Annotated in this window: 19 protein-coding genes; 4 read left to right on the plus strand and 15 right to left on the minus strand. The window is 73.0% G+C overall.

Annotated elements, in window-relative coordinates; genetic code table 11:
- Window positions 1-66: 66 nt before the first annotated feature.
- Window positions 67-1,005, minus strand: coding sequence for a tRNA (adenosine(37)-N6)-dimethylallyltransferase MiaA (gene miaA, locus ACFWV2_RS08800; RefSeq protein ID WP_384403824.1), 939 nt, complete (start codon window positions 1,003-1,005; stop codon window positions 67-69).
- Between the two features lie 139 nt (window positions 1,006-1,144).
- Between miaA and ACFWV2_RS08805 the strand changes: the two genes are divergently transcribed.
- Window positions 1,145-1,471, plus strand: a complete 327-nt coding sequence (locus ACFWV2_RS08805) for a hypothetical protein (RefSeq protein WP_384403827.1) — start codon at window positions 1,145-1,147, stop codon at window positions 1,469-1,471.
- Between the two features lie 69 nt (window positions 1,472-1,540).
- The gene (locus ACFWV2_RS08810) at window positions 1,541-2,008 is read left to right on the plus strand and encodes an antitoxin (RefSeq protein ID WP_384403830.1); all 468 of its coding nucleotides are present in this window, start codon (window positions 1,541-1,543) and stop codon (window positions 2,006-2,008) included.
- Between the two features lie 193 nt (window positions 2,009-2,201).
- Here the strand turns inward: ACFWV2_RS08810 and ACFWV2_RS08815 are convergent, their stop codons facing one another.
- Both ACFWV2_RS08815 and miaB read right to left on the minus strand, forming a co-directional pair.
- Complete coding sequence (locus ACFWV2_RS08815) at window positions 2,202-2,936, minus strand: class III extradiol dioxygenase subunit B-like domain-containing protein (protein ID WP_384403834.1); 735 nt, start codon at window positions 2,934-2,936, stop codon at window positions 2,202-2,204.
- Window positions 2,937-3,037: 101 nt separating this feature from the next.
- On the minus strand, window positions 3,038-4,567 hold the full coding sequence (miaB, locus tag ACFWV2_RS08820; RefSeq protein ID WP_384403837.1) for a tRNA (N6-isopentenyl adenosine(37)-C2)-methylthiotransferase MiaB: 1,530 nt from the start codon (window positions 4,565-4,567) through the stop codon (window positions 3,038-3,040).
- A gap of 140 nt (window positions 4,568-4,707) precedes the next feature.
- Between miaB and ACFWV2_RS08825 the strand changes: the two genes are divergently transcribed.
- Window positions 4,708-5,379, plus strand: a complete 672-nt coding sequence (locus tag ACFWV2_RS08825) for a DedA family protein (RefSeq protein ID WP_384403840.1) — start codon at window positions 4,708-4,710, stop codon at window positions 5,377-5,379.
- 40 nt (window positions 5,380-5,419) lie between these two features.
- Here ACFWV2_RS08825 and ACFWV2_RS08830 read toward each other — a convergent pair whose 3' ends face one another.
- On the minus strand, window positions 5,420-6,511 hold the full coding sequence (locus ACFWV2_RS08830; RefSeq protein ID WP_384403842.1) for a CaiB/BaiF CoA transferase family protein: 1,092 nt from the start codon (window positions 6,509-6,511) through the stop codon (window positions 5,420-5,422).
- A gap of 167 nt (window positions 6,512-6,678) precedes the next feature.
- Between ACFWV2_RS08830 and ACFWV2_RS08835 the strand changes: the two genes are divergently transcribed.
- The gene (locus ACFWV2_RS08835) at window positions 6,679-7,095 is read left to right on the plus strand and encodes an organic hydroperoxide resistance protein (protein ID WP_384403845.1); all 417 of its coding nucleotides are present in this window, start codon (window positions 6,679-6,681) and stop codon (window positions 7,093-7,095) included.
- A gap of 96 nt (window positions 7,096-7,191) precedes the next feature.
- Here ACFWV2_RS08835 and hemL read toward each other — a convergent pair whose 3' ends face one another.
- The 11 genes from hemL to ACFWV2_RS08890 form a co-directional block, all read right to left on the minus strand.
- Window positions 7,192-8,496, minus strand: coding sequence for a glutamate-1-semialdehyde 2,1-aminomutase (gene hemL / locus ACFWV2_RS08840; RefSeq protein WP_384403848.1), 1,305 nt, complete (start codon window positions 8,494-8,496; stop codon window positions 7,192-7,194).
- Entirely contained in the window at window positions 8,493-10,547 is a 2,055-nt protein-coding gene (locus ACFWV2_RS08845; RefSeq protein ID WP_384403851.1) for an acetate--CoA ligase family protein, read from the minus strand. Before ACFWV2_RS08845 ends, hemL begins: the two co-directional genes overlap by 4 nt.
- Window positions 10,544-11,893 (minus strand): glutamyl-tRNA reductase, encoded by a 1,350-nt coding sequence (gene hemA / locus ACFWV2_RS08850; RefSeq protein ID WP_384403854.1) that lies wholly within the window; start codon window positions 11,891-11,893, stop codon window positions 10,544-10,546. The genes ACFWV2_RS08845 and hemA overlap by 4 nt, the downstream gene beginning before the upstream one ends.
- 4 nt (window positions 11,894-11,897) lie before the next feature.
- A complete protein-coding gene (gene hemB / locus ACFWV2_RS08855) occupies window positions 11,898-12,917 on the minus strand; it encodes a porphobilinogen synthase (RefSeq protein ID WP_384403857.1) in 1,020 nt (339 codons plus the stop codon).
- Between the two features lie 79 nt (window positions 12,918-12,996).
- A complete protein-coding gene (locus tag ACFWV2_RS08860; RefSeq protein ID WP_384403860.1) occupies window positions 12,997-13,797 on the minus strand; it encodes an aspartate/glutamate racemase family protein in 801 nt (266 codons plus the stop codon).
- The gene (locus ACFWV2_RS08865; RefSeq protein WP_384403863.1) at window positions 13,766-15,169 is read right to left on the minus strand and encodes an FAD-dependent oxidoreductase; all 1,404 of its coding nucleotides are present in this window, start codon (window positions 15,167-15,169) and stop codon (window positions 13,766-13,768) included. The genes ACFWV2_RS08860 and ACFWV2_RS08865 overlap by 32 nt, the downstream gene beginning before the upstream one ends.
- Window positions 15,166-15,903, minus strand: a complete 738-nt coding sequence (locus tag ACFWV2_RS08870; protein WP_384403866.1) for an arylmalonate decarboxylase — start codon at window positions 15,901-15,903, stop codon at window positions 15,166-15,168. The genes ACFWV2_RS08865 and ACFWV2_RS08870 overlap by 4 nt, the downstream gene beginning before the upstream one ends.
- A gap of 153 nt (window positions 15,904-16,056) precedes the next feature.
- Window positions 16,057-16,476 carry a 4-oxalocrotonate tautomerase family protein gene (locus ACFWV2_RS08875; RefSeq protein WP_384403869.1) on the minus strand — a complete coding sequence of 140 codons (420 nt, stop codon included), beginning with the start codon at window positions 16,474-16,476 and terminating at the stop codon, window positions 16,057-16,059.
- A gap of 72 nt (window positions 16,477-16,548) precedes the next feature.
- Window positions 16,549-17,124, minus strand: a complete 576-nt coding sequence (locus ACFWV2_RS08880) for a LuxR C-terminal-related transcriptional regulator (protein ID WP_384403872.1) — start codon at window positions 17,122-17,124, stop codon at window positions 16,549-16,551.
- 182 nt (window positions 17,125-17,306) lie between these two features.
- A complete protein-coding gene (locus ACFWV2_RS08885; RefSeq protein WP_384403874.1) occupies window positions 17,307-18,236 on the minus strand; it encodes a DMT family transporter in 930 nt (309 codons plus the stop codon).
- Window positions 18,237-18,425: 189 nt separating this feature from the next.
- The gene (locus tag ACFWV2_RS08890) at window positions 18,426-19,346 is read right to left on the minus strand and encodes a LysR family transcriptional regulator (RefSeq protein ID WP_384403877.1); all 921 of its coding nucleotides are present in this window, start codon (window positions 19,344-19,346) and stop codon (window positions 18,426-18,428) included.
- Window positions 19,347-19,348 lie beyond the last annotated feature (2 nt).

Consider the following 19,348-nt stretch of genomic DNA (forward strand, 5'->3'; position numbering starts at 1 on the left):
TGCTCGATGATGGCACGCTCCTGACCGCCGGGATGACGGGCAGGGCGTCCCGATGCCATCACGTGATCAGGCTGTAACCGCTCGTTCGACCAACGACAGCGCCTCTCCGGGGAGTTCCCCCCGGTGATCGGCGGCTCCGCTGAGCCAGTGGACGCGCGGGTCGCGGCGGAACCACGAGTCCTGTCGGCGGGCGAAGCGCTTCGTCGCGCGCACGGTCTCCGCCCGTGCCTCGTCCTCGGTGCACTCCCCCGCGAGCGCCGCGAGGACCTGCTGGTAGCCGAGGGCGCGGGCCGCCGTGCGCCCCTCGCGCAGCCCCCGGGCCTCCAGGGCGCGCACCTCGTCGACGAGGCCGGCCTCCCACATCCGGTCCACGCGCGTGGTGATCCGCTCGTCGAGCTCCGGGCGGGCCACGTCGACGCCGATCTGAACGGTGTCGTAGACGGAGTCGGGCCCCGGCAGGTTGGCGGTGAAGGGCTTGCCGGTGATCTCGATCACCTCGAGCGCACGGACGATACGGCGTCCGTTGCTGGGCAGGATCGCGCGGGCCGCCCCGGGGTCGGCGTCGGCGAGCCGGGCGTGCAGGACGCCGGAGCCGCGCTCTTCGAGCTCCGCCTCCAGGCGGGCCCGGACGGCGGGGTCGGTGCCGGGGAACTCCAGGGCGTCGACGGCACCCCGTACGTACAGCCCGGAACCGCCGACGAGGACGGGGGTGCGGCCGGCGGCGAGCAGCCGGTCGATCTCGGCGCGGGCGAGCCGCTGGTACTCGGCCACGCTGGCGGCCTCGGTCACCTCCCAGATGTCGAGGAGGTGGTGCGGGACGCCGCCGCGTTCCTCGGGCGTCAGCTTGGCTGTCCCGATGTCCATCCCCCGGTAGAGCTGCATCGAGTCTGCGTTGACGACCTCGCCCCCGAGCTGCTGAGCCAGGAATACACCCAGATCGGACTTTCCGGCCGCTGTGGGGCCGACGACGGCGATGACCCGCGGGGCGGGAGCTGCGCTTTTCACCGCCCCAGTCTCGCAAACCTCCCGGCCCGTCCCCGAATGAGCGACGTGACGGGCCCCATCCGTCTTCGTTGCCTGTTGCGAGGTTCCGGCCGCCGATCACCACGGAACCCCTCCCATCCGAGTACGCTATGGAGTGAATATGGGCGTTTTTGCAATGTTTCGCCGTAAGAAGAAGGATGCGGCAGCGGTCGCCCCGGAGTCCGAGGAGGCCGGGGCCGTCGTTCCGGTGGAGGACGGCGAAGCGGAGTCCGGGGCCGACGCTCCGGATGCCGTGGCCGGGACCGGGACGGTCGAAGCGAAGGAAGCCGAGGACGCCGAGGACGCGGTCGCGGACGAGGCCGTGAGTGCCGTCGAAGCGGGCGAGACGGTGGCCGGAGAGGCCGCCGCGGAGGTCGTGGACATCCCGAAGCAGCAGTCGGCCGAGGCCGCCGCGGACAACGAGGCGGGCGAAGACGCCCGCCGCTAGGCCCCCGGGGGTCCTGGGGGCAGGACACGGAGCACGGACCCCCCGAGGGTCCGCGGAGGGAAGGTTCCCATGGGTCTCCTGGATTCGCTCAAGGCCAAGCTCAGCCCCGCCAAGGACAAGGTCGCGGACCTCGCACAGCAGCACGGCGAGAAGATCGACCACGGCCTGGACAAGGCGGCGAGGATGGTCGACGAGAAGACCAAGGGCAAGTACAGCGGCAAGATCCAGTCCGGCACGGGCAAGGCCAAGGAAGCGCTGGACCGGATCGGTCACAAGGACGACGCCACACCCGGAACCGGCACCGCACCCGGCCAGGGCGCCACACCCGGCCACGCACCCGGACCCGGCGGCACGCCCGAAAACGGTGCCGGATACGGAACCGGCGCCGGCGCCACACCCGGACCCGGCACCGCACCCGGACCCGGACCCGGCGGGACGACGGGCTACGACGGTACGCCGGGCGGCGGGACGCCCGGGACCACCGGTCACGGCACCGGCGGTACGGGAACCAGCGGTACGACACCGCCGTCCGTCTGACGTCCGGCGTCACCCGACAGTCCCTCCGCACGGCGGACGGCCGCGGAGCATCTCGCTCCGCGGCCGTCCGCCGTTCGCCGTCAGCCCTGCGCGCCGCCGTCGGTCGCTCTCGTCGGCCCCGGGCGCTTCCGGCGCCGTCGGTCGTCCTCGCGCCGTCGGTCGTTCCCCCACCGCCGGACGGTCTCGTCCCGGTTCAGGACCAGGCCGCCACGAAGTACCCGACCCCGTACGGCGCGTCCTCGAAAAGCAGCCGTCCTTCGAGTCCCGCTCCCTCGGCCGCGCCCGCGAGGACCTGCCAGGGGGCGCGGCCGGCCGCCTTCAGCTCGTGGGCGAGGTCCGGGTCCAGGGCGAGCAGCGCGGCCACGTCGGCCGTGCCGAGCGCACGGGCCGTCTGCGCGTCGAAGCCGGCGGCCCGCTCGTCTAGGTAGCCGGGGGCCTTCACGGTCCGGCAGGCGCTGCCGTCCCCCATCACCAGGAGGGCGACGCGGGGGGCGGAGGCGGCGAGCTCCCGGCCGATGCCGGAGCAGACGTCGGGCTCGGCGCCCTCGTCGACGCCCAGGCCCTCGATCGGCGCGGCGGCCCGGCCGGCCCGGCCGAGGAGCCACGCTCCGACGGCGAGGGCGGAGGGAAGGGGCCGGACGTCGGCGGGCGCGCCACCGGTCGCCGGGCCGTCCTCCGTCGGGCTCTCGCCGAGTCGTACCGCGAGGTCGACGCCGAAACCGGCGAAGGTGCCCGCCGAACCGGCCGGGAAGACGCCGCCCTCGGGGGCGGGCCCGACGACGTACAGCCGGTCGGGGCGGGCGGCGGCGAGCAGACCTACGGCGTCCGCGCAGGCCGCCCGCGCGGCGTCCAGCTCGGGGGCGGCGCCGACCGCGACCTCGGGCACGAGGAGCGGCGGGCAGGGACAGACGGCGGCGGCGACAAGCATGATCCAGAGCCTACTGCGCGGTGCGGAGGGTGCCCGTGTTCCACGGCGTGCGGGCGGTGGGACACGGGCTCAGCCGGATGCGGCCCGGGGCCGCGCTCGTGTCAGTGGCTCGCGCAGGCCGGGACCTCGGCGGCCGGGAGCGGCTCCGGGACGCCCATCTTCGGCAGGCCGAGGAGGACGCCCGTCGGCTTGGCGGCGGCTTCGGCGGTGCGCTTCTCCCAGGCGTCACCGGCACGGGTGCGGCGTACCGACGCGACCGGGCCCTCGGCGAGCAGGTGGTGCGGGGCGGCGTACGTGATCTCGACGGTCACGACGTCGCCGGGGCGGACGTCCTCGTCCGGCTTGGTGAAGTGGACGAGCCGGTTGTCGGGGGCGCGGCCGGAGAGGCGGTCCGTGGCGCCGTCCTTGCGGCCCTCGCCCTCGGCGACCATGACCTCGATGGTGCGGCCGACCTGCTTCTTGTTCTCCTCCCAGGAGATCTCCTCCTGGAGGGCGACGAGCCGCATGTAGCGCTCCTGCACGACCGCCTTGGGGATCTGGTCCTCCATGTCGGCCGCCGGGGTCCCGGGGCGCTTGGAGTACTGGAAGGTGAAGGCGTTCGCGAAGCGGGCCTCGCGGACCGTGTGCATCGTCTGCTCGAAGTCCTCCTCGGTCTCGCCGGGGAAGCCCACGATGATGTCGGTGGAGATGGCGGCGTGCGGGATGGACGCGCGGACCTTATCCAGGATGCCGAGGAAACGCTCCTGCCGGTACGAGCGGCGCATCGCCCGGAGGATGGCGTCCGAACCGGACTGGAGCGGCATGTGCAGCTGTGGCATGACGTTGGGCGTCTCCGCCATCGCCGCGATCACGTCGTCGGTGAAGTCGCGGGGGTGCGGGGAGGTGAAGCGGACCCGCTCCAGGCCCTCGATCTGCCCGCAGGCGCGCAGCAGCTTGGAGAACGCCTCGCGGTCACCGAGGTCGGAGCCGTACGCGTTGACGTTCTGGCCGAGCAGGGTGATCTCGGAGACCCCCTCGGCGACCAGTGCCTCGATCTCGGCGAGGATGTCGCCGGGGCGCCGGTCCTCCTCCTTGCCTCGCAGGGCCGGGACGATACAGAAGGTGCAGGTGTTGTTGCAGCCGACGGAGATCGAGACCCAGGCGGCGTAGGCGGACTCGCGGCGGGTCGGCAGCGTGGAGGGGAAGGCCTCCAGCGACTCGGCGATCTCGATCTGCGCCTCCTCCTGGACGCGGGCGCGCTCCAGGAGGACGGGCAGCTTGCCGATGTTGTGCGTGCCGAAGACGACGTCGACCCAGGGGGCCTTCGCGACGATCGTGTCCCGGTCCTTCTGGGCGAGGCAGCCGCCGACGGCGATCTGCATGCCGGGGCGCGTGGTCTTCATGGGGGCGAGCCGGCCCAGGTTGCCGTACAGCTTGTTGTCGGCGTTCTCGCGGACCGCGCAGGTGTTGAATACGACGACGTCGGCGTCTCCGTCGGAGCCCTTGGGGGCCTTGACGTAACCCGCCTCCTCCAGCAGACCGGAGAGCCGCTCGGAGTCGTGGACGTTCATCTGGCACCCGTAGGTGCGGATCTCATAGGTCTTGGTGCCGTCAACGCTCACTGCGGTGCTCCGGTCGCTGCTGCTCGTCATGCGTCCAAGGGTAGGCGGTCCGGGGCGGGGCTCCTCCCGGGTCCGGGCGGGCCACGGCGCCGCGCGGCCGTTCCACCGTTCGAGGACGAGACACGGGGTACCCGACCTAGGTCACCGTCGTCGCCCGCTTGGAGTCCCTTATGCCCCTCACACCCCTCACGCCACTGGCACAGGCCCAGCAGCCCGCCGGCGGTATCGCCGGCTGGGTCGCCGACCTCGTCGACACGATGGGCGGCCCGGGAGCCGGTCTGGCCATCGCCCTGGAGAACCTCTTCCCGCCGCTGCCCAGCGAGGTCATCCTGCCGTTGACCGGCTTCGCCGCGGGCCAGGGTGTGCTGAGCCTGGCCTCGGCACTCTTCTGGACGACGCTCGGTTCGGTCGTCGGGGCGGTCGCGCTCTACTGGATCGGGGTGCTCTTCGGGCGGGAGCGGATGCACCGGATCTGGGGCAGGCTGCCGCTCGTGAAGGCCTCGGACCTGGTCCGTACGGAGGAGTGGTTCGCCGAGCACGGCACCAAGGCGGTGTTCCTCGGCCGGATGGTGCCGGTCTTCCGGAGTCTGATCTCGGTGCCCGCCGGCGTCCAGCGGATGCCGATGCCCCTGTTCCTCATGCTCACCGCGCTCGGCAGCCTCATCTGGAACAGCGTCCTCATCATGGCCGGCTACTGGCTGGGCGACCGGTGGGACGTCGTGGGGACCTACGTCGGTGTCCTGTCGAAGGTGATCCTCGTCCTCGTCGTCGTCGCCGCCGCGGCCTATGTGACGGTCCGGCTGCGCGGCCGCAGCCAGGACCGGCAGCAGCGGGACGCGTGACCCCCGGTCCGCGGATACACCGGGGCCCGGGACCTGCTCGTCACGAGAGGCCGCGCCACTCGGCGAGGACCTCGGCGGTGTGCTCGCCGGGAAGCGGGGCGCGGCCGGGAGTGTCCGCGGGGGTGCGGTCGAACCGGGACGGCGGGGCGGGCTGGAGGGTGCCGCCGATCCGTACGAAGGCCTCGCGGGCGGCGAGCTGGTGGTGCTCGGCGGCCTCGGCGGCGGTGAGGACCGGGGCCACACCGGCGTCCACGGCGTCGAAGACCTTCACCCAGTGGTCCCGGTCCCGGGTCGCGAAGCGGCCGGCGATGAGGGCGCGCAGGTCGGGCCAGGCCGCCGGGTCCGACCGGTCGGGCAGCCCTTCGGTGCCGGTGAGGCCCAGGTGGTCCAAGAGGTTCTGGTAGAGCCGGGGTTCGATGGCGGCGACCGCCAGGTGGCGGCCGTCGGCGGCCCGGTAGAGCCCGTAGTGCGGGGCGTCGGTGACGGTGTGGTTGCCGGGGACCTCCCGCCACTGGTGGATCAGGGTGGAGATCAGGGCGGCGCCGTCCGCGAGGGCGGTGTCGACGACCTGGCCGCGCCCGGAGCGCTCCCGCTCGTGGAGCGCGGCGAGCAGTCCCTGGACGTGCGCGTTGGCACCGCCGGCGAAGCTGGAGAGGTACGCGCTCGGGGGCTGCACCGGGTCTCCGGTGGCCGGGTCGGTGTCCAGGGCGCCGGTCAGGGCGAGGACGGCCAGGTCGTGGGCGGCGCGCCCGGCCCACTCTCCCTGCTGGCCCCAGCCGCTGACCCGTCCGTAGACCAGGCGCGGGTTGCGGGCGAGCGCCGCATTGGGGCCGATGCCGAGGCGGTCGGCGACTCCGGGTCGGAAGCCCTCGACGAGGATGTCCGCGTGCCCGGTGAGTTCGAGGGCCGCCTCGACGCCCTCGGGGCTCTTGAGGTCGAGGGCGACCGACCGTCGGCCACGGGAGAGCGGGTTCTCCGGCGGGCGGGGGGCGTCCGGGCCGGGAGCCGTCCCGGGCGCCCGGTCGACGCGTACGACATCGGCACCGAGACCGGACAGGACGGTGCCGACGAAAGCGGTGGGCGCCGAGCCCGCGAATTCCAGTACGCGCACTCCCGCCAGCGGTCCGGCCATGGCCAACTCCTCTGCATTCGAAGGTCCTTGAGGTAATCCACGCTAATGCGCGCCCCGGGCGGAGTGACTGCGGAGATCCGTAGCGTCCGGAATTCGGCGGCGCCGGAGACTGGGGGAATTCTCCTTTGTCCCTCCGCGCATGTTCCGATTCCGAAAGGCATGACGAAATGGCTGTCGTCTACACCGCTGAGGTCACCTCCTCAGGAGACGGGCGCAACGGCGCCGTACGCTCCTCCGACGGACTGCTCGACCTCCCCCTGTCGAGCCCCAAGGCCGTGGGGGGTTCCGGTGCCGCCACCAACCCCGAGCAGCTCTTCGCCGCCGGCTACGCCGCCTGCTTCCACAGCGCGCTCCGGCTCTCCGCGCGCGAGTCCGAGGTCGCGCTGGCGGACGACACGGTCGTCGCCGAGGTCGCCCTGCACAAGGAGGAGAGCGGATTCCACCTGTCGGTGGTGCTCACCGTGGAACTGCCCGGGATCGAGGCCGCCGAGGCGCGGCGGCTCGCCGACGCGGCTCACGGGCGCTGCCCGTACTCCAAGGCGGTCCGGGGGAATGTGGAGGTGCGCCTGCATATCGCCGCGTGATCCGTCCGCGGCGATAGGCAGCGCAGACGCAAGGGAAAGCCCCCGTGGCAGCACCACGGGGGCTTTCGCTTGTGCGCGGCCCGTACGGCTCCGTCGTCAGGGCTTCGCGGCGGCGGCGGCGGCGGCCGCCGCCGGAAGCGCGTCGACCACCCGGGAGACCGCCCGGTCGTCGTGGGAGGCCGACACGAACCACGCCTCGAAGGGCGAGGGCGGCAGGTAGACGCCGCTGCGCAGGAGCTCGTGGAAGAAGGGCGGGTAGCGGTACGACGCGGTGGCGCGGACGCCGTCGAAGTCGACGACCTCGTCCTCGGTGAAGAAGACCGAGAACATGGTGCCGGAGTACTGGACGCGGTGCGCCACGCCCTCCTTGGCGAGGGCGGCGGACACCTCACGGCCGATGGTCCGCGACACCTGGTCCAGCCGCTCGTACACCTCGGGGGTGCTGTGCCGCAGGGTGGCGAGGCCGGCGGCGGTCGCGACCGGGTTCCCCGAGAGGGTGCCCGCCTGGTAGACGGGGCCGGCCGGGGCGAGGTGCGCCATGACGTCGGCACGGCCGCCGAAGGCCGCCGCGGGGAAGCCGCCGCCCATGACCTTGCCGAAGGTCAGCAGGTCGGGAGCGACGCCGTCCCGCCCGTACCAGCCGGAACGGCTGGCGCGGAAGCCGGTCATCACCTCGTCGGAGATGAAGAGCGCGCCGTGGCGGGCGGTGATCTCCTTCAGGCCGGCGTTGAAGCCGGGCAACGGCGGGACCGCGCCCATGTTGCCGGGGGCGGCCTCCGTGATGACGGCGGCGATCTCGTCGCCCACCTCCGCGAAGACCTTCTCCACGGCCGTGAGGTCGTTGTAGGGCAGGACGATCGTGTCGCTCGCCTGGGCGCCGGTGACACCCGGGGTGTCGGGGAGGGCGAAGGTGGCGAGGCCGGAGCCGGCCGAGGCGAGCAGGGCGTCCACATGGCCGTGGTAGCAGCCGGCGAACTTCACGACCTTGCCCCGGCCGGTGAAGCCACGCGCCAGACGGATCGCCGACATCGTCGCCTCGGTGCCGGAACTGACGAGCCGTACCCGCTCGACCGGGGCGACCCGGTCGACGATCTCCTCCGCGAGCTCGACCTCGCCGGTGGACGGCGCCCCGAAGGACGTCCCGCGCTCCAGGGCCCGGGTGACCGCCTCGACGACGGCGGGGTGCCGGTGGCCCAGGATCATCGGGCCCCAGGAGCAGATCAGGTCGACGTACTCGTTGCCGTCGCTGTCGGTGAGGTACGGGCCGTCGGCCGAGGCGATGAAGCGCGGGGTGCCGCCGACGGCGCCGAAGGCGCGGACCGGGGAGTTGACCCCGCCGGGGGTCACCGCGCGGGCCCGCTCGAAGAGGGCCTCGCTGTGGGTCGTCGCTCCGCCGCTCATCGGCCGGCCTCCTGGGGGGCTTCGAAGGTGAGAGCGGCGTCCAGGACGACGGCGCCCCGCTCCAGGACGCGCACCGGGTTGAGGTCGAGGGCGAAGCCGGCCGGCCAGTCCTGGACCAGGTCGGCGACCCGGTGCAGGAGCGCGGCGGCGGCCTCCACGTCCGCGGCGGCCCGGCCCCTGGCGCCGGCGAGTATCCGCGAACCGCGCAGCCCGGCGAGGAGTTCGGCGCCCTCGCCCGGGGCCAGGGGCAGGAGCCGGTGGCCGACGTCGTCGAGGACCTCGGTGAAGATCCCGCCGAGACCGGCGGTGAGCACGGGACCGAGGTCGGTGGTGTGGACGCCGACGATCAACTCGACTCCGTCCGCCACCAGTTCCTCGACGAGGACCTGTCCGCCGAGGGCGGCCAGCCGGGCGTACGCCTCGGGGGCCGTGCCGACGGTGACGCCGATCTCCACGCCTCCCGCCTCCGTCTTGTGAAGCAGGCCCGGAACCACCGCCTTGAGGACCGCCGCGCCGCCGACCTCGGTCACGGCGCGCGCCGCGTCCTCGGCGTCCTCGGCGATCCGGCCCTTCGGCACGGCGATCCCGGCCTCGGCGAGGAGCCGCTTCAGCTCGGGCTCCGTGGCGCCGGCGCCGGGGCCCGGCACGGTCCCGGGGCGGGGGGCGTCCGGCAGCGTCCGGGGGCGGCTGACCTCCCACAGGGCGGCGGCCGCCCGCAGCGCGCGGGCCGGCGTCGGGTACTCGGGGAGACCCGCCTCGCGCAGGTCACGCGGGGCGTCCGGGGCGAGGAAGTCGGCTCCGGTACGGGCGACGAGGATGGGCTTGCCGCCCTTCAGGGCGGCCCGGGAGAGGGCGTCGACGGCCTTCTGCACGTCGGGGCCCGCCATCACGCAGAACGCGGCGACGATGATGTCGACGGTGTCGTCGGCGATCAGGACGTCCAGGGAGCGGTCGAAGAGCGACGGGTCGCTGAGGACGGTGGCGGTGATGTCGACGGGGTTGTCGATGGCCCCGAACGCGGGCACGATCTCGGCGAGCGCCTCCTTGCTGCGCGGCTCCAGGGCGCTGAGCTCCAGGCCGTGGGCCTCGACGGCGTCGGCGGCGAGGATGCCGGAGCCGCCGGAGGTGGTGACCACCGCGACCCGGTTCCCGGCGGGCCGTCGCTCGGACTCGAAGACCCGTGCCACGTCGAGGAGTTCGTCGATGTCGTCGACCCGGACGATGCCGAGGCCGCGCAGGGCCGCGTCCAGGACCCGGTCGTCGGTGGCGAGGGCGCCGGTGTGCGAGGCGGCGGCCCGGCCGCCCGCCTCCGTACGGCCCGACTTGAGCAGGGCGACGGGCTTGCCGGAGCCGGCGAGCGCGCGCAGAGTCCCGATGTCCGGCGTGTCCTCCAGGTAACCGAGGAGGCCGGTGACCTCGGGGACGGTGGAGAGTTCACGGAGGACTTCGAGCGCGGTGACGTCGGCGTCGTTGCCGGTGCTCACCACCCAGCCGGGGCGCAGACCCCGCTCCAGGGCGAGGCTGGCGGCGCCGAAGCCGAGGGCGCCGCTCTGGCTGACGAAGGCGAGCGTGCCGGGTTCGAAGGGGACGGACTCGGCGCCGAAGAGGGGGCTGAAGGTGGCGAGGACACGGTTCTCGTACGCGACGGCCCCGATGCAGTTGGGACCGATGATCCGCAGGTTTCCGGCGCGGGCCCGGGCGACGACCTCGGCCTGGAGGCGGGCGCCCTCCTCGCCGGTCTCGGCGAAGCCGGAGGAGGCGATGACGGCGAGCTTGACGCCGGCGGCCACGCAGTCGTCGACGGCGCCGAGGACACGTTCGGCGGAGACCATGATCAGGGCGAGGTCGACGGGTCCGGGGGCGTCCTTCACGCTGGGGTACGCGGGAACGCCGAGGATCTCCGGGGAGCGCGGGTTGACGGGGAGGATGCGGCCCTTGTAGCCGTACCGGAGGAGGTAGTCGAGCGGCTTGCGGCCCAGGGCGCCGGGGCGCTCGCTGGCGCCGATGACGGCGATGGATCCGGCTTCCCAGAGGGCCGAGATGTCACTCATGCGATGGCCTCGATCTTCGTCTCGTTCGGGTCGTTCGGGTCGTTCGTGCCGGGTTCGCCGACGCTCTCCGCGGCGGCGAACAGCCGGGTGAAGGCGGCGATGTGACGGGCGCCGTCCGGGTCGGCCGCCAGTTCCCGGACCAGGACGGTCGGCTGGTGGAGGGCCTTGTCGACGATGCGCCGCACGCTCCGGTCGATCTCCCGCCGTACGGTGCCGTCGATGCCGTCCAACCGGCGTGCGAGGCGGTTGAGTTCGGCTTCGGCCGCCTCCGTCGCGGCGGCGCGGAGGGCGGTGAGGACGGGCTTGGCGCCGGCGAGGCGGAGGCCGGTGCGGAACTGCTCGACCTCCGCGTCGATCAGCGCGTGCGCGGCCTGGACGCTGGCCGTCGAGATCTCGTCCTCCTGGCCCTCCTCCGCGATCGTGCGCAGGTCGACGAAGGTGACGCCGGGCAGGTCGGCCGCGGTCGGCGCGATGTTGTGCGGAAGCGACAGGTCGAGCAGGAACAGCTCGCGTCCGTCCCGGGCGGCGAGCGCCTCCTCGACGTGCCGTGCGGTGACGAGGTGGCCGGTGGCGGCGGTGGCGCCGACGACCACGTCCACCTCGGTGAGCAGCCGGGGCACGTCCGTCAGGTCGTACCCCGCTCCCCCGGTGGTCTCCGCGAGGCGCTGCGCCTTCTCCGGGGTGCGGTTGGCGACGTGCACCCGGTCGAGGCCCGAGCGGCGCAGCGCGGCCACGACGACACCGGCGAACGCGCCGGCGCCGATGACCAGGGCGGTCTTGCCGTGCAGGGAGCCGACGCGCCGCTCGAAGAAGCCGAGTCCCGCGGTGGCGAGCGAGCGGCCCGCCTCGTTGAGTCCGGTCTCGTTTCGGGCCCGCTTGCCGACCCGTAGCGCGGTCTGCACCGCCTTGGCGAGGACCCGGCCGGTCCGGTCGAGCCGTTGCGACCGTTCGAGGCCCAGCTTGACCTGGCCGAGGATCTGGTCCTCGCCGACCACGACCGACTCCAGTCCGGAGGCCACGGAGAAGAGGTGGCGTACGGCTCCGTCGGCGTGGTGGCTGTAGAGGTGCGGGGCGATCTCGTCGTGGTCGACGCCGGTGTGCTGGGCGAACAGCTCACCGATGTCACCGAGGTCGCCGGGTCCTGGGGCGCCGTCCCGGGTCTCGGCGTAGATCTCCAGGCGGTTGCAGGTGGAGACCACGACGGCGGCGTCGATGCCGTCGACCGAGGTCACGTCGGAGACGAGGTCCTCTGCGGACCGGTCGGTGCCGGCGAGTCTCTCCAGGAGGTCGAGCGGGGCGCTGGCGTGGCTGATGCCGAGGACCAGCATGGTGGAGGACGGGCTCACCGGGTCACCGGTCCAGACTCTGGGCGAACTCGGAGGCCCAGTAGGTGATGATCTGCGTGGCGCCGGCGCGGTGGATGGAGGCGAGGCTCTCGCGGACGACCTGGTCGCGGTCGATCCAGCCCTTGGCGGCCGCCGCCTCGACCATCGCGTACTCGCCGGACACCTGGTAGGCGGCGACGGGGACCTGCACGTGGTCGGTGATGAGGCGGACGATGTCGAGGTAGGCGAGCGCGGGCTTGACCATGACCAGGTCGGCGCCCTCGGCGACGTCCAGCGAGACCTCCAGGAGGGACTCGCGGATGTTGCCGGGGAACTGCTGGTAGCCCTTGCGGTCGCCGCGCAGGGTGGATTCGACGGCGTCGCGGAACGGGCCGTAGAAGTGGGAGGCGTACTTGGCGGAGTAGCCGAGGATCGCTACGGACTGGTGGCCCGCGTGGTCGAGGGCTTCCCGGATCCGGCGTACCTGGCCGTCCATCATGCCGCTGGGCGCGACGATCTGGGCGCCCGCGTCGGCCTGGACGACGGCGGCCTTCGCGTACAGCTCGATGCTGGCGTCGTTGTCGACGTCGCCGTTCGCGTCGAGGACGCCGGTGTGGCCGTGGTCGGTGTACTCGTCGAGGTTGATGTCCCCGATGATCACCGTGGAGTCGCCGACCTCGGCGACGACGTCGCGGAGGGCGACCTGGAGGATGCCGTCGGGGTCGATCGCGCCGGTGCCGGTCGGGTCCTTGTGCTCGGGGATGCCGAAGAGGATGAGTCCGCCGACGCCGTTGGCGACCGCCTCGGCCGCCGCCTTGCGCAGGGTGTCGCGGGTGTGCTGGAAGACGCCCGGCATGGAGGGGATCTCACGCGCTTCGGTGAGGCCCTCGCGGAGGAAGAGGGGCTGGACGAGGTTGGCGGGGCCGACGCGGGTCTCGGCGGCGAACCGGCGCAGCGCGGGGGTGCGGCGCAGCCGGCGCGGGCGGTAGTAGGGGGCGGCGGGGTCGGTGACCGCGGCGTTGCGGCCGTAGGCGTCGTACGTCATGAGCGTGACTCCTTCGAGGGCGTGGCGGCGTGCGGGTACGGGCTTCGAGGGCGGTGCTTGACGGTGGACACGGCATCTCCTAGAGGGCCCCGCCGAGGAAGACCTGCTCCAGGTGCTTGGCGACGGGCTCGTCGGGGCGGCTGAACCAGTAGCCGTGGCCGCTGCGCTGGAAGAGCTTCAGCTCCCCGACCCTGACGAGGGTCTCGGCGAGCTTGACGGCGAGGCCCGCGGGGTCGATCACGGGCAGGCCGTGCAGTTCGTGGATGCCGAGGTGCCAGAGGATCTCGTTGGGGATGCCCTCGGCGGGGATGATGACCTCCGCCCCGGCGCGGGCGGCCCGTTCGGCGGCGGCCGAGTACACCTCGACGAACTCGTCGAAGTCCCCTTCGAGGGAACGGTGCACGGAGTCCCAGCCGCCGGGGACGACCTCGTACGAACTCAGGCTGGATTCGAGGCGGTACTGCCGGATGTTGGCCCGGATGGGCTCCTCGAGGGGTGGCATGAAGCCGAGGACGCCGAAGCGCTGTCCGGTGAGCGCCGAGAGGAAGAAGGCCGTCTCGCCGTAGCCGAGGGTCGGGATCGAGGCGAGGTGGCGGGCGTCGCGCAGGCCGGGGTCCTGGCCGGCGGCGATCACCCAGGCGTCGTAGCCCTCGCGTTCCGCGACGAGCGCCGACTCGGAGAAGTGCCGGCTGAACAGCACCTGGGCGGAGTGGTGACCGACGAGCCCGAAGGGCGTGCGGTCGGGGTACGTGTCGGCGGGGAGGGTCTTGATGTCGATGGTGGTGCCGGGGGCCGCGATGGCGTCCAGGTGTTCCCGGTACCACTGGTCGAGCAGCGGCAGACGTCCCTCAACGGTGTGCTTGTGAAACCAGATCCGCATGTGCGTCACCCTTCAGTGGCCGTGGTGCGACGTCGAGAAGTGATGCCTTGAGCAGGTAGTCCGTGGCGGAGCGGGGATCCTCGGCGGTGCGCCTCGACGAGGCCAGCCGGTCGGCGAGTTCGGCCGTGTCCCCCAGTCCGGCCGTCCGGGCCTCGCTGCGGGGGACGACCGCCGTCTCGACGACGGAACGGCGCCGTGCGAGGGCCGCGTCGAGCGGGGCCTCGTCGGCCGGGTCCCCGCGCAGTACGGCGGCGAGGGCACGTCCGGTCTCCACGGCGTCGTGGATCCCGCAGTTCATGTTCAGGCCGCCCGCGGTGGAGGTGAGGTGGGCGGCGTCCCCTGCGAACAGCACCCGGCCGGCCCGGTAGCGGGGCAGCAGGAACCTGGCGAGACGGTAGGTGTGGGCGTCGGCGACGCGCACGGCCCGTCCCGGCGCCCCGGGCAGGGCCTGCTCGACCCGGGCCCGTACGGCGTCGGGTGCGAGCACCGCGTCACGCGCCACCCCGCGCGGGATCCGGAAGATCAGCCGCCAGTGGTCGGGCATCCCGAGCGCGCTGTACGAGGCCCGCCGGTCGCGGACGTACGCCAGCGGGGCGAGCCCGGGGACCAGGTCGTCGAGCGGTGTCTCGGTGATGACCCGGAGCGCGTAGTCGGGGTACTCGTCGGCGGTGCCGGGGAGCCCGGCGAGTTCGCGCAGGCGGCTGCGGCTGCCGTCGGCCGCCACGACGTACGGGTGCCGGGTGGTGGTGGCGCCCCGCCCCGCCGCGTCCTCGGTGCGCAGCCGCACCCCGTCGCCGGTGTCGTCGGCTTCGGTGACGGTGGCTCCGAACCGTATGTCGGCGAGGCCGGTGGCGGCCAGTTCGGCGAGCAACAGGGGGGTGAGGACGGACTGTTCGACGTGGAGCCGGTACGGGTGTCCGGTGTGTCCGGCGAGCAGGGAGTAGTCCAGCTCGGCGTGGACGACGCCGTCCAGGTCGCGCCACTGGACGCGGTCGACCGTACGGCCCCGGCGGCCCAGGGCGGCCGCGACACCCAGTTCGTCGAGGAGGTCGAGGGTGGACGGGTGGAAGGTGGACGCGCGGGACGCGGTGGCGGGCGCGTCCGTTGTCTCCAGGAGGGTCACCGGCACGCCCGAGCGGGCGAGGACGAGCGCGGCGGTCAGCCCGACGGGTCCGGCACCGACCACGGCGACGGTCGGGCGGGGGGTGGTGGGGTTGCGGGCGGCCGGGCGGGGGGCGGCCGGGTGGGGGGTGGTGGGGCCAAAGGCCGTCGGACCGGGGACGCTCGGGCCGGAGGCCGTGGGACCGGGGACGCTCGGGCCGCAGGCCGTGGGGTCGGGGGCGGTCGGGTCGGGGGCGGTCGGGTCGCTCACGACACGGCCACGGGGAGTCGGCGCAGCAGCGGGTGGGCGTCCGGGCCGGTGGCCGGGAGCCCGAGGGTGTCCCGGGCCCACCAGGCGCTCGCCAGGTTCGAGGTGAGCAGGGTCTGCCCGGAGTCCCGCCCCAGCTCGGCCAGCGCGTCGAAGGTGAACATGCCGGTGCCGGTGAACAACAGCGTCGCGTCCTCGGGGAGTTCGGCCTCCCGGACCTGGGCGACGAGGTCGCCGGTCGTCACGTCGTACGGGGAGAAGCGGGCACCGGCCCGGATCTTGACCACCCGGTCGACCGTGAGGCCGGCCGACTCCCAGTAGGCCCTGGACAGTTCGGTGAGCCAGGGCTCGTACGGCGAGATCAGGACCAGTCGCTCCGCGCCCACCGCCCGCGCGGTGTCGAGGATGGCGAGCGCCGCGGACCGTACGGGCGCTCCGACGCGCTCGGAGAGTTCCGCGCAGAGAGCACGGTCGCCCTCCGGCGTCAGGAGGTAGTGCGAACCGGTGCAGGAGACGACGGCCGCGTCGAGGCGCAGCCCGCCGAAACTCCTCAGCGTTTCGGGGAGCACGTCGTTGTATTTCTCGAGACGGCCCCGCAGGTCCTTTCCGGGAAGTACCGGGAACCGCGAGGTGTGGACATTGAATGCAGGGCTGACGAGGCTGCCGATCTCGGGTTCGGCCGCGGCGTTCCCCGAGGGGACCACCACTCCGAGTCTCGGCGCCGAATGCAGAGCCATGTGCGAGTCTCTCCCATCCGTCGGTGCCATGGACATCACCGTACGGCCGGAACCCGTCGCACTTCGATACGGGATTCCGCACCCGTGGCCGAACGGAGAAATGCGAATGGCGCCGCACCGTGAATACGGTGCGGCGCCACGCCAAAACGGAATTCAGCTGGCCCGGGCGGCTTCGGCGACGAGTTCGTCGATCTTCGCCCGCCGGGTGAGACCGCCGTTCACGGCCCAGTTCCCCTCCGGGATCTCGTTGACGACGACCCAGACCACGGCGTCGGAGTCCGTCGCCTCCCTCACCTGCCGGGTGATCTCGGCGGAGAGGGTCTCGTTGCGCTCGGGGGTGAGGAAACCCTCCAGGGGCGTGACCACGACCAGGACGCCCGGGGGCGTGCCGGCCCCGGTGGTCGCGAGCCCCTTGGCGGCCTCGCGGACGTAGACCCAGGTGGCGGCGGCGAAGAAGTCGGTGCGGGGCAGTTCCATGGCCGTCAGCGTGGAGTGGGCGACCTGCTGCTGCAGGACCTCCGCGGCGGCCTCGGAAAGGGTCCCCTCGGGAACGGTTATCTCGACCAGTGGCATGACGACTCCCCAAGTGGTACGTGCGGTTACGGATGCGGATGCGGGCGCGGATACAGGCAGGCAAGGAACCCGTCAGCAGGCCAGCGCGGCCTCGAACCGGTCGATGGCGGCGGCCAGCTGGGCGCGCCGGCGAATGGCGAGCTTGCGGTAGATGCGGGTGATGTGCAGCTCGACGGCCCGGGTCGACACCGTGAAGGCCTCGGCGATCTGCTTGTTGGTCAGGCCGTCGAGCATCATCGTGGCGATGCGCCGCTCGTGGGCGGTCAGCTCCTCACGGACGCTCGGCGGCGCGAGCGGTGCGACGGGCGCCGGGACGCCCCCGCGTATTCGCTCGTGGGTCCCGGCACCGCTGATGGACCTCTCCAGCCCGGCGAGCACCGCGCGCCCCAGGGTCGCGTTCCATTCGCGGACCCGCAGTTCACCGATCACCTGCGCCTGCGCGTAGGGGTCGGCGTAGAGGACCTGTAACAGGGTGCGGCGGTCGCGGGCCTCGCAGACCAGGAGTTCCCCGGTGCCGTCCCGCCACGGTCCGCCGCCGAGCAGGATGCCGCGCGCGGCCATTCTTTTCCAGTAGGCCCGGTGAGCTTCTGAGAAACTCGACCGGTCCGTCTCATCGCCACGGAAAACGATTTCGATCACGAAAGCCACGTGCGTCTCCCCCAGAAAAGCCGGTTGTTTCCGGTTGCGACGCTACCATCCGCCGCCCGCCTCATTAATGAACACAATGTTGCGGTCCGGGCCCCGGCTTTTGTCGGAGGATATGGCGGACGCCCGGCCGCCGGAAAACGGCCGGGTATCGCCTTGTGTCGCCGATTCTCGACGGTGGTCGGCTAATCCACCGCGGCCGGGGCCGGTACGGGGGTGGCCTCCGGCTTCGGCTCGGGGGCCGGGCGCGGCTTGCGCCGGAGCAGACCGGTGGCCGCGAGCACCGCCACCGCCCCCAGCCAGACGGTCCAGCCGAGCGGCTCGTGCAGCACGACGGCCCCCAGGACGACGGCCACGGCGGTCATCAGGTAGGTCACCGTGGAGGCCACCGTGGGCCCGTCCTTGATGATCAGCTCGAAGTTGAGCAGCGCGGCGAATCCGGTGCAGACCACGCCGAGGACCAGGACCGCGATCACCGAGTCGGTGCGCCAGGTCACGGTCTGAAGCCCGAGGAACGGGAAGGCGATCAGGAGCAGCACGGTGGCCGCGCTGAGCTGTCCGCCGGCGAGCATCAGCGGCGGAACGCCCCTGCCCACGAGGAACTTGCCCATGTACGCGAAGCTGGCGCCGAAGCTGATCGAGCCGAGGACGAAGCAGAGGATGCTCCAACCGGTGCCGGCCGAGGCGGAGTTCCACGGCGAGGCGATGAGCGCGGTGCCGCCGAGGCCCAGCAGCACCCCGCCCGCCTTGAAGCCGGAGACCCGCTTCTCCTGGCCCAGGAGCAGGGCGGCGGCGAGGGTCCAGATCGGCGCGCTGCCGTTGACCACGGCGGCGACGCTGCTCGACCCGGCGATCTCGCCCTCGGCGTAGAGGGTCCACGGGATGGCGTTGCCGAGCAGCGCGGCGACGGTCAGATGGCCCCAGGTGGCGGCCTCCTTGGGCAGTCGGAGGCCCTTCGCGTAGCCGATGGCGAGGATGACGACGGCGCCGAGCGCGAGCCGGATCAGCACCATCTGCACGGGGGAGAAGCCGTATCCGGCGATCTTGATCCACAGGAAGACGGAGCCCCAGATCAGGCTCAGCGCGGCCAGCCGCGTGTACGTGGCTTTGGACATGGGTGTTTCCCGCTCTACGAGAAGAGGAGTGAGGGAGGAGGAGGGGGACGCGCGCCCAGCGGGTCCGCGGGTACGGGAACGAGCCTCGCACCGGCGCTCTGACGGGTCCAGCAACGGCTCGTGGACGGTACTGTCCACGAGCCGTGGCGAATCACACCGACCGGGCGGGACGCACGGCGTCGCGCGAGGTCAGGCCGCGACGGCCGCCCTCGCCGCCGCGCGGAGCGCGTCCAGGACCGCGGCGATCTCCGGGGACGTCTGACTGCCCTCCCGTACGGCCGCGAAAACCGTGCGCGACGGGGCCAGCTCGCTGAACGCGCGGATCGTCACCTCGGGCCTGGGCACCGGCTTGGCGAGGCGCGGGACGAGCGCGACCCCGAGGCCGAGCCGTACGGCGGCGAGCGTGGCGTCCCAGTCGCCGATGGCGTGGGAGGCCTGCGGGGTGAACCCGGCCGCCGCGCACGCGGCCACGCCGATGTCGTGACAGAGGCCCGTGGTGGCGAAGATCCAGGTCTCGTCGGCGAGGTCCGCGAGGACGAGCCGCTCGCTGTCGAGCAGCCGGTGGCCCGCGGGCAGGGCGATGTCGAAGGGGTCCTCGCAGAGGGCGACCCGGTGGAACCGGCCGTCCTCGCCCGCCGGGGCGAGGGTGCGGGCGGTGTCCGCGGAGATGACGACGTCCGTCTCGCCGCGGTGCAGCAGGGAGAAGCTCTCCGGCGGGTCGACCTCGGCCAGCGAGGTCCGCAGCAGCGGCCGGGTCTCCCGCAGCCGGGCGACGGCGGGCAGGATGAGGGCCGACAGGGTGGTGGAGAAGCCGGCGACCGCCACCTCGCCGCGCTCACCGCCCTGGTGAGCGGCGAGCTCCGCGCGCAGCTGCTCGACCTGGGTGAAGACGGCCTCGGCGTGCCGGAGCACGATCCTCGCCGCCCCGGTGAGCCGCAGTCGGCGGCCGGACGGTTCGGTGAGCGGCACGCCCAACTCGCGTCCCAGGGCGCTGATCTGCTGCGAGACGGCCTGCGGGGTGAGGTGGAGTGCCCGGGCGGCCGCGCTGACGGTGCCGCGCTCGCTGAGTTCCCTCAGCACCCGCAGCTTCCGCAGATCCGGATCGGTCACGT

The sequence above is a fragment of the Streptomyces sp. NPDC058671 genome (genome assembly GCF_042716475.1).
Taxonomy (GTDB): domain Bacteria; phylum Actinomycetota; class Actinomycetes; order Streptomycetales; family Streptomycetaceae; genus Streptomyces.